Raw genomic sequence first — 9,582 nt, forward strand, 5'->3', positions numbered from 1 at the left:
TCAGGTCTTACGCGGGTGCCCACTGCCCAATCACGTTGCTGTCGAGGTTTTGCAGCCGCTGGGCCAAGTCGTCCAGGTGCTCGCGCAAGACTCGGCGCGTGAGCTTGGCAGCGCGGCTGGAGGTACCGACGGGCAGCATCAATCAGAGGCTCTGCGTGACTCGGCAACCCGCGGCAAGCGGTTCAACCAGCAGCTCCCCGCCGCCCGCCGGGCTGGTCAGGTTACGAGTGACCGCCCGTCGGCCAGGCTCATAGGCGACAACCTCAAGCATGCTGCCTGCGCGTCCTACACTGCTCTGCTGAACGAATAGCTGTACCTGGCCAACCCGAGCGGCGTCCCAGGCAAGCGCTCGGCATGCGACACGCGGTCTGACAGCACGATGGAACTTCGCGGATCTTCGAGGAAGTTCCAGATGGTCGCGGGATCGTGTGACAGCTCGACGGCCACGCTCTCCCGCAGCTCCACAGGCGTCGCGCTGATCCGCACAACTTCCCAGCGGAATCGCGCCCTAAGGTTTTGCTGCACCATGCTGCCCCCCCGCAGTTCCAGCCGTTGCCTACAAGATCGCGATGAGGCGCGTGCACGTTACGGAATCGCGGCTCGCGTTCACACCTCGCACCGATCGCTTTCGGCATCGATCGCATGCTGAAGGAGCGTCAGGCCTCCGTCTGTCTCCTCGACGTCGACGCCGCTGTCGAGCAGGTCGCGGAAGCGGTAGGTCTTCCAGCTCGACAGCGCGGTGTGCGGGCGTCATCTCGTCACCATCCTTCACGGCCGATCCACAGTTCCCGTCACCACCTGAAGGTCTACTCGCGGGCCTCCGCTGAGCAGTCACTCCGCGGGCGGTAGCCCGCAATTCGCCCGCGGTAGCGGGCAACAGATGCTGCCGGCGCTGGCCGGTGGGTGGGTGGGAGCGCGCGGAGCGGGCGCGTCTGAGGAGCGGAGCGACGAGGCTAGCGGCTGCGTAGCACGCGGGGGGCTATTCGTTTATGCGGGTGTGTTCCATGTACCAGTTGACGGTCCAGGTGGTGCCGGCGTCGGTGGAGAAGGATTGTTGCCAGGCGGCCTTGTCCGTGCCTGGGGTCCAGAGGAAGCGGACGTGGATGGGTTGGCCGTCCCAGGTGTCGGGGCCTTCGAAGGTGCCGACGCCGTTGTCGAACTTGCCGATGACGGGGGTTTCGAGTTGGCCGCGGGTGCTGTTGATCCAGTGGATGGACCAGAGGCGGGTGTCCGGGTTGTACAACCTGAACGTCGCGCCGCGGAAGCCTTCGCTCGGGAACCAGCCTTCGTCGAAGCTGATGGCGCCGTCGAAGTACGTCGTGGCCCGCAGTTCGGCGTCGTGTTCGTACCAGGTGTGCGGTTCGCCGAGGACGGGGCGCCGGCGGCGGTTGTGGAAGGACCAGCGGCCGATGAAGAAGTCGAAGTCGTCGGTGAGCTTCGGTACGTCGAGAGGCGGCGGGGGATCGGCGCGGCGGGTGAAGTCCATGGTCCAGTTGGTTTCCCAGGTTTCGCCGCCGTCGGCGGAGTAGGCCTGTTCCCAGTGCGCGGAGACGTCGGTGATGTCGGACCACTCGTAGCTGCAGAGGATCGGGCGGCCATCGTGGCTGTCCTCGCCGACCAGGCGGCAGCGGGAGCCGTCGTCCGACCAGCCGCCGTGCACCGGCGGGTACAGCGTCATCGTGGTGCTGTTGACCCACCAGATGCTCCACTGTTTGCTCTCCGGATCGAACAGCCGCAGCGACAACCCGTACGTCCCCTTCGTCGGGAAGCGCATCTCGTCGATGCTGATCTGGCCGTCGAAGTACGTGCGCGCGCTGGTGGTCCCGTCGTAGTCAAGCCACTCGTCGCAGCCCACGAGCGCCTCGCGAAGCGTGCGGTGGTGTACGTCGAAGTACCCGTTGAGGAAGTCGAAGTCCCCGGTCACCTTGTCCCATGTCATACCCCCAGCGTGCGAGTGATACCTGACAACCGCTGGCAGTGATTCGGGCTAACCTCGGAGTATGCGTTCGAGCCGGCTGCTGTCGATCCTGCTGTTGCTGCAGACGCGCCGGCAGCTGACGGCGCGTGAGCTCGCTGACGAGCTCGAGGTGTCGCTACGTACGATCTACCGCGACGTCGAGGCTCTCGCCGCTGCAGGTGTTCCTGTGTACGCCGACCAAGGCCGAGCAGGCGGGTACCGCCTGGTGGAGGGCTACCGCACCCGCCTGACCGGCCTGAACGAACAAGAGGCGGCTGCACTGTTCCTGGTCGGTATGCCCGGTGCCGCCGCAGCACTCGGGCTGACAGCAGAGACGAGCGCAGCCGAGCTCAAGCTCCTCGCAGCGCTCGCCCCGGACCAGCGGGACCGGGCTGGTCGTTTGAAGAACCGCTTCCACCTGGACCTGCCCGCTTGGTACCAGGACGCCGAGAACTCGCCCCAGCTCGCAGCAGTCGCCGACGCCGTCCTGCACGACCGCCGTGTCCGCGTGCTGTACCGCAGGTGGGAAGAGCCCCGCGAGGTCGAGCGTCTGCTCGAGCCGTACGGCCTAGTGCTCAAGAACGGCAGCTGGTACGTCGTAGCCTCAACAGCCGGCGGTCTACGTACGTACCGCGTCTCGAACATCCTTGAGATCACACCGACCGACGAGCAGTTCGAACGCGCTGACGGCTTCAACCTCACGCAGTACTGGCAAGAACACCTGGAGGGGTTCGACCGCACCCGCTTTACGGCCGAGGCAGTCCTCAAGGTGTCAGCCAGACTTGCCGGGAAGATGTACGACGTCTCGTACCCCGCACTGGTCAAGGCGGTCGTGGCCGCCGTTCCGGAGCCGGACGGGAGCGTTGTGGTGACGGTCCCGATCGAGTCGGTCCAGAACGCAGCAGCCACGCTCAGCCGCTTCGGTGATGCTCTAGAGGTGCTGGAGCCGCGAGAGCTCCGGGCTGAGCTAAGAGAGCTCGGCCGGAAGCTCCACGACCTCTACTCCTGACCTAGCTCGCCGTTGGCCTGCTGGCCGGCCTCTGTGCTGCGCCGGAGGAAGTCAGCGATCACCGTGAGCTCCGCGTCGCTGTAGTCCTCCAGTACGTCGTCCATCGCGCCGATCATCGGCTGGTACAGCCGGAACACCTCCGTACTGCGGTCGGGCAGCACCCGGATCGTCACGCTCCGCCGGTCCGCGCGGGCCCTGTCGCGGGCGATCCAGCCGCCGCGTTCGAGCCGGTCGAGGATCCCGGTCAGCGTGGCCGGGTGCAGGCCGGCCTGGCGGGCGAGCGCGCTCGGCGTGAGCGGTCCGCTACGGGCGAGGACGTCGAGGCAGTCGAGGTCGACGTCCTTGAGCGCCAGCTTGCCGCCGATCTGGTGGTTGAGCAGCGCGAGCTGGATCCGCAGGTCGCGGAGCGCGGCCTTGATCTCGTTCCCGGTCCGCCGGCGGTGCCGGACGTCACCTTGTTCTGTCTGTTCCATATATTATGATTTCCGTACTATATGAGTTGCAGATCAGAATCACGGTAGCGCACAGGAGGCGTTTCGGATGCGGATCACGGTGTTCGGTGCGACGGGCGGGATCGGTGGCCACGTCGTACGGCAGGCGTTGGAAGCGGGGGAGAAGGTGACGGCGGTGGTGCGTACGTCGTCGGCGTTCGAGCTGGAACACCCCTCGCTGGAGGTGGTCCGGGTGCCCGGGCTGGACCTGGCGGAGCCGCTGCGCGAGGCGGTCGACGGCAGTACGGCGGTGATCTCCGGCGTCGGCGCCCGCGGGCGGAAGGACGGGCCGGTCGCGTCCCGCAGTACGCAGTCGATCCTCGCGGCGATGGAGGCGGCCGGGGTACGGCGGTTCGTCGCGGTGAGCGCGGCGCCGCTCGGGCCGATGCCGACCGACTTCCTGAACCGGCGGGTGGTGTACCCGATGATCAACGCGTTCGCCGCTGACGTGTACGCCGACCTGCGGGTGATGGAGGCGGACATCATGAGCAGCGGCACGGAGTGGACGATCGTGCGGCCGCCGAAGCTCAACAACAAGCCCCTCACCGGCCATTACCGCACCGAGGTCGGCGGGACCGTCAGCCGCGGCTACCTGATCTCCCGCGCCGACGTGGCCGACGTGATGCTGAAGTCCCTCGCGGACCCGGCCACCGTGCGCCAACCGGTCGGGGTGGCTTACTGAGGCCGGATCCGGTCGTGCGGGACGGCGTAGGCGGTGTGGCCCTGGAAGCCGGTGGTGGTGCGGGCCATCGTGAGGGAGTTGAGGAGGGCTTCCTCCACTGATTCGGTGACCGCCTGGAACGGCGCGCGGAGGTCGTGGTCGGCGTAGGACGGCGTACGGCTGGTGGTGAAGGCGATCGCGTAGTCGCCGCTGCCGGGGGCGTAGTCGGAGCCGACGCGGGCCATCGCGAAGATCGCCCGGCGAGCCAGCCGGCCGAGCTGGCGGGAGTCGAGCGGGAGGTCGGTCGCGATCACGATCATGCAGGAGTTCCCGTCCGCGTCGATCGGCTCGGCGGGGACCGGTCGCCCGAGGACGGTCAGCACACCGGAGAAGTTCGCCTGCACCAAAGCACCCACCGTGTACCCGCCGGCGCGAGATGGGGCGGGGGCGACCGCGGATGGGGTCGCGGCGCGAGATGGGGCGGGGAGGTTGCGGGAGGCGGTGCCGATGCCGGCCTTGAAGCCGAGGGCGGCGGTTCCGGTGCCGGCGCCTACGCAGCCTTCCGCCGGGAGGGCTGACGAAGCCGTGTCCAGGGCGGCGTGGACGTGGGCGGGGGTGATGGGGCGGCGGCGGATGTCGGAGAGGTGGCCGTCGTTGGTCTCGCCGACGATCGGGTTGAGGCTGGTGGCGTGCGGGTCGCGGTCGAGGAGCCAGGTGAGGAAAGCGTCCGCGACGCGGAACGTACTGAGCGTCCCGGTCAGCAGGATCGGAGTCTCGATGACGCCGAGCTCCTCGACCTGCGTGGTCCCGATCAGCTTCCCGTACCCGTTGCCAACAGCAACCGCCGCGGGCAGCGTCCCCTCCCAGCCCTCCGGCACGATCGCGGTGACGCCGGTGTTCAGCCCGTCGCCGGTGATCGTGGTCTGCCCGACGCGCACCCCCGGTACGTCGGTGATCGCGTTCAGCGACCCGGTAGGCAAGCTGCCGACGGCAACGCCCAGTTCGCGAACTCTCCGAGGACTCTGCATACGGCCATCGTCGGCCATCTGCCGCGGCACCCGACCGGCCGGGTCCGGTCCGCCCACCGGACCTGGGGATCGATCCGCCGGGAGCGCCCCGTAGGCTGGGCGCGCGATGAAGACTTTTGACGAGCTGTTCGCCGAGTTGGGTGAGAAGGCGCGGACGCGGCCGGAGGGTTCCGGGACCGTGGCGGCGCTGGATGCCGGCGTGCACGCGATCGGCAAGAAGCTGGTCGAAGAGGCCGCCGAGTCCTGGATGGCCGCCGAGCACGAGGGCAAGGAGCGGGCCGCGGAGGAGCTGTCCCAGCTGCTGTACCACGCCCAGGTGATGATGCATGCGCTCGGCCTGGACCTCGATGACGTGTACCGACATCTGTAGGAGCCCCCTCCCTGCAGACCTCACATCATCCGAAAGGGCAGTGCCATGCTGCGCGTCGCAGTACCGAACAAGGGCTCGCTGAGCGAAGCCGCCATCGGAATCCTGACCGAGGCCGGCTACAAGCAGCGCCGGACCACGAAGGACCTCACGCTCACCGACTCGGCCAACGAGGTCGAGTTCTACTACCTGCGCCCCCGCGACATCGCCGTGTACGTCGGTGAGGGCACCCTCGACGTCGGGATCTCCGGCCGCGACCTGGTGCTCGACTCGCACGCGGACGCGGACGTGATCATGGGCCTCGGGTTCGGCTCGTCGACGTTCCGGTTCGCCGGGCGGCCCGGCGTCGCGGACTCCGTGAAGGACCTGGCCGGCAAGCGGATCGCCACGTCGTACGCCGGGGTGCTCCAGGACCACCTGGCCGAGAACGGTGTCGAGGCGTCGGTGGTCCGCCTGGACGGCGCCGTCGAGTCGGCCGTCCAGCTCGGCGTCGCGGACGTGATCGCGGACGTGGTCGAGACCGGTACGACGCTGCGCCAGGCCGGGCTCGAGGTGTTCGGGGACCCGATCCTGCAGTCCGAGGCCGTGCTGATCAAGCGGCACGGCGTCGACGTACCGCCGAACGGCCTGCAGCAGCTGGTCCGCCGGCTCGAGGGCGTCCTGATCGCGCGGAACTACGTGATGATGGACTACGACATCCGCGCCGAGGACGTGGACGCGGCCACCGCGGTCGCGCCCGGGCTGGAGTCGCCGACCGTCTCGCCGCTGCACCGGCAGGGCTGGGTCGCCGTCCGGGTGATGGTCCGGCGGGCCGAGGCGCAGCGGCTGATGGACCAGCTCTGGGAGGTCGGGGCGCGCGCGATCCTGACCACCGACATCCACGCCTGCCGGATCTGAGCCGGAGACCTGGGATGGCTGCGCGGGGCCGGCTGCTGACCTTCCATCCGTGGATCGTGTCCGGGATGTCGGCGGGGATGGGGCTGTGCCTGATCGCCGTGTTCGGGGTGATCTGGTTCCGGCTGTCGCCGCAGGACCGGGCGACGTTCGACTGGTTCCAGCGGATCACGTTGCTGGCGTTCTTCGGCGCTGTGCTGTGGATCCTGTACCGGATGTCCACGCTGCGGGTGACGGCGTACGCCGACCGGCTGCGGGTACGGAACGTGTTCAAGTCGTACACGCTGAAGTGGTCCGAGGTCAGCGCGCTGCGGTTCCGGCCGGGGGACGCGTGGCTGCAGCTGTTCGATGCCGACGACAACCGGATCGGGATCCTCGCGGTCCAGGCCTCCGAGGGGGCGCGGGCGACCCGCGCCGCCAAGGAGCTGGCGGCGGTCGCCCGCGAACACGGCGCCGGGCCTAGACAGACACCTGAAAAGTAGTCGTGTGGGACTCGCCCGGCTGCAGGACGATCAGGTCCTGGCCGGTGCGGAAGGCGTCGGGTGGGCAGGTCATCGGCTCGACGGCCAGCGCGGTGCGGCCTAGCGGTTCGCCGGTGAACAGCTGCATCCACGGGGTGTCGCTGCTGAGGACCGAGCGGGCGCCGCTGTCCGGGTCGGTGAGCGTGACGGACCATGCGGCGTCGAGGCCGGTGAAGGCGTTGTCGATGACGGTGGAGCCGATGGTGCGGCCGCCGCGGAAGTCGTACTCCGATCCCGCGACCGGAACCGACCCGATCGGAGCCATCCGGTCCGACAGTTCCAGGCGCTCCGCTGCCTCGAACTCGAGGACGCATTCGTCGAGCGGGCGTCCTACGGTCAGGTACGGATGCGCTCCGTAGCCGTACGGTGCTGCGGTCCTACCGATGTTGGTGGCTGTTGCGGTGATGGTCAGGCGGTCGGTGACGGCGTAGGCGAGGTGCAGGTCGAGTTGGTGGGGGTAGCCGGGCTCGCCGTGGAGGCGGTGGGTGAGGGCGACGGTGGACTCGTCGGAGGCGTCGTCGGTGCGGTGCCAGTTGGCCCAGCGGGTGAGGCCGTGGATGGCGTTGTGCCGGGCGGGCTCGGTGAGGGCCAGGTGCTGGGTGACGCCGTCGAACGTGTACTCGCCGTCCGTGATCCGGTTCGGCCACGGGAACAGGTGCTGACCGATCCCCGCGTGCGCCGGCTCGTCGTCGCCGTACCCGAGCAGCACCGGGCGTCCGTCGTACGTGAGCCCGCGCAGCCCGCCGCCGACACTCACCACGGTCGCCGCGTACCCGCCGCCCCGCAGTCCCCACTGATCACCTGAAGGCAAGACACTCATGCGCCAATCCTCACCCACCCTGTCCATCGAAGGCGAACCCGTTCGTGGTGATGGTGTAGACAGCCACACAGGAGGTACGACGTGAAATACATGCTGCTGATCAACGCCGGTGAGCTCGACCTGCAGAACGCACCGGTCGGGTGCGAGCCGGAGGACTGGATGCGGTTCGACAAGGAGATCCAGGACGCGGGCGTGGTGGTCGCGTCCGAGTCGCTGGCCGACCTGGTCACCGGGACCCGCGTCCAGGTCGCGAACGACGGCAAGCGGACGGTGGTCGATGGGCCGTTCGCGGAGACCCGGGAGGTGCTCGGCGGGTTCTACGTGATCGACGTACCGGATCTGGACGTCGCGCTCGACTGGGCCGCGAAGTGCCCGGGGTCCCGCGGCGGCGGATCGGTCGACGTCCGGCCGGTCGCAGACTTCGGCTGATGGATCAGGTCGAGCACGTCTTCCGGGAGGAGCGCGGCCGGCTGCTGGCCGCGCTCGCCCGGCGGTTCCGCGACCTCGACCTGGCCGAGGAGGTCACGTCGGAGGCGATCGAGACGGCGCTCACCCGCTGGCCGGTGGACGGCGTACCGCCGAACCCGGGCGGCTGGCTGATGACCACCGCCCGGCGCAAGGCGGTCGACCGGCTGCGGCGTGACCAGGTGTACGCCGCCAAGCTCGCGATCCTGCAGGTGGAAGCGGACCGCCCCGCGCCGCAGGCGGCCGGTGACGAACTGCCCGACGAGCGGCTGCAGCTGTTCTTCACCTGCGCGCACCCGGCGCTCGCCCCCGAGGACCGTGGCGCGCTGACACTCCGCTGCCTGGCCGGGCTGACCACGCCGGAGGTGGCCCGGGCGTTCCTGGTGCCGACCGCGACGATGGCGAAACGGATCGTCCGCGCGAAGAAGAAGATCCGGGAGGCGCGGATCCCGTTCCGCGTACCCGGTCCGGACGAGTTGCCGGAGCGGCTGCCCGGCGTACTGCAGGTGATCTACTCGGTCTTCACCGAGGGGTACGCCGCCAGCTCCGGGCCGTACCTGCAACGCCTGGACCTCGCCGAGGACGCGATCCGGCTGGCCCGGATCCTGCACCGCCTGCTCCCGGACGCCCGCGAGGTGACGGGCCTGCTCGCGCTGATGCTGCTGATCCACGCCCGCCGGGACGCCCGCAGCGGACCCGGCGGCGCGATCGTCCTGCTCGAACACCAGGACCGCACGCGCTGGGACCCCGACCTGATCGCGGAGGGTCGCGCCTTGGTCGTCACCGCCCTCACCGGCGGCCCCGCCGGCCCGTACGCCGTCCAGGCCGCGATCCACGCCGTCCACGACGAGGCCCCCGACTTCGCCGCCACCGACTGGCCCCAGATCGTCCAGCTGTACGACGTACTCCTGGAGCTCGAGCCCTCGCCGGTGGTCGCGCTCAACCGGGCCGCCGCGATCGCGTTCCGCGACGGACCCGAGGCCGGGCTCGCGCTCCTCGACGACCTGGCGCGCGAGCCGCGGCTGCAGGAGTATCACCCGTACGCCGTCGCGCGCGCCGACCTGCTGCGCCGGCTCGGCCGCTTGCCCGAGGCAATCACCGCGTACGAGCACGCCCTGGCGCTGGCCGGTTCCGAGCCGGAGCGTGCGCAGGCCCGTGACCAGCTCGCCGAGTTGCGGCAGACTGCGGCTATGGAGACCGTTTACGAAGCGGCGGGTGGGTCCGAAGGGTTGCAGCGGCTGGCGGCCGCGTGGCACGAGCTGGTGATGGCCGATCCGGTCGTCAGCCACGCGTTCCACAACGAGGTGAAGCCCGATCACGTCGAACGGCTGGCGTCGTACTGGGCCGAGGCCCTCGGCGGGCCGCCGGC

Annotated in this window: 11 protein-coding genes; 7 read left to right on the plus strand and 4 right to left on the minus strand. The window is 69.4% G+C overall.

Annotation, left to right across the window (positions count from 1 at the left end; all coding sequences use genetic code 11):
• Positions 1–979: 979 nt before the first annotated feature.
• Positions 980–1,939: a hypothetical protein gene (locus VFF46_RS25085; RefSeq protein ID WP_325039657.1), complete on the minus strand. Its 960-nt coding sequence runs from the start codon at positions 1,937–1,939 to the stop codon at positions 980–982.
• 61 nt (positions 1,940–2,000) lie between these two features.
• Between VFF46_RS25085 and VFF46_RS25090 the strand changes: the two genes are divergently transcribed.
• Positions 2,001–2,966 (plus strand): helix-turn-helix transcriptional regulator, encoded by a 966-nt coding sequence (locus VFF46_RS25090; protein WP_325039658.1) that lies wholly within the window; start codon positions 2,001–2,003, stop codon positions 2,964–2,966.
• Here the strand turns inward: VFF46_RS25090 and VFF46_RS25095 are convergent.
• Positions 2,957–3,439 (minus strand): MarR family transcriptional regulator, encoded by a 483-nt coding sequence (locus VFF46_RS25095; protein WP_325039659.1) that lies wholly within the window; start codon positions 3,437–3,439, stop codon positions 2,957–2,959. The two genes, VFF46_RS25090 and VFF46_RS25095, sit on opposite strands and share 10 nt — an antisense overlap.
• 67 nt (positions 3,440–3,506) lie before the next feature.
• On the opposite strand from VFF46_RS25095, the gene VFF46_RS25100 reads away from it, so the two are divergent.
• Entirely contained in the window at positions 3,507–4,139 is a 633-nt protein-coding gene (locus VFF46_RS25100) for an NAD(P)-dependent oxidoreductase (RefSeq protein WP_325039660.1), read from the plus strand.
• Here the strand turns inward: VFF46_RS25100 and VFF46_RS25105 are convergent.
• Positions 4,133–5,098: a P1 family peptidase gene (locus VFF46_RS25105; protein ID WP_325039661.1), complete on the minus strand. Its 966-nt coding sequence runs from the start codon at positions 5,096–5,098 to the stop codon at positions 4,133–4,135. The two genes, VFF46_RS25100 and VFF46_RS25105, sit on opposite strands and share 7 nt — an antisense overlap.
• A 154-nt stretch (positions 5,099–5,252) precedes the next feature.
• On the opposite strand from VFF46_RS25105, the gene VFF46_RS25110 reads away from it, so the two are divergent.
• From VFF46_RS25110 to VFF46_RS25120, 3 genes are read left to right on the plus strand one after another with little or no spacing between them, the layout of a single operon-like run.
• Entirely contained in the window at positions 5,253–5,516 is a 264-nt protein-coding gene (locus VFF46_RS25110; protein ID WP_325039662.1) for a phosphoribosyl-ATP diphosphatase, read from the plus strand.
• A gap of 45 nt (positions 5,517–5,561) precedes the next feature.
• The gene (hisG, locus tag VFF46_RS25115) at positions 5,562–6,410 is read left to right on the plus strand and encodes an ATP phosphoribosyltransferase (protein ID WP_325039663.1); all 849 of its coding nucleotides are present in this window, start codon (positions 5,562–5,564) and stop codon (positions 6,408–6,410) included.
• Between the two features lie 14 nt (positions 6,411–6,424).
• Positions 6,425–6,889, plus strand: coding sequence for a PH domain-containing protein (locus VFF46_RS25120; RefSeq protein WP_325039664.1), 465 nt, complete (start codon positions 6,425–6,427; stop codon positions 6,887–6,889).
• Here the strand turns inward: VFF46_RS25120 and VFF46_RS25125 are convergent.
• Positions 6,867–7,748, minus strand: coding sequence for an aldose 1-epimerase family protein (locus tag VFF46_RS25125; protein ID WP_325039665.1), 882 nt, complete (start codon positions 7,746–7,748; stop codon positions 6,867–6,869). The genes VFF46_RS25120 and VFF46_RS25125 overlap by 23 nt on opposite strands.
• Before the next feature lie 90 nt (positions 7,749–7,838).
• On the opposite strand from VFF46_RS25125, the gene VFF46_RS25130 reads away from it, so the two are divergent.
• Together VFF46_RS25130 and VFF46_RS25135 are read left to right on the plus strand one after the other, a co-directional pair.
• Positions 7,839–8,177 (plus strand): YciI family protein, encoded by a 339-nt coding sequence (locus tag VFF46_RS25130; protein ID WP_325039667.1) that lies wholly within the window; start codon positions 7,839–7,841, stop codon positions 8,175–8,177.
• On the plus strand, positions 8,177–9,582 hold a 1,406-nt coding region (locus VFF46_RS25135; protein ID WP_325039666.1), incomplete at its 3' end, for a DUF6596 domain-containing protein. The genes VFF46_RS25130 and VFF46_RS25135, both read left to right, overlap by 1 nt.

This window comes from Kribbella sp. (genome assembly GCF_035655035.1).
In the GTDB taxonomy this organism is placed as follows: domain Bacteria; phylum Actinomycetota; class Actinomycetes; order Propionibacteriales; family Kribbellaceae; genus Kribbella.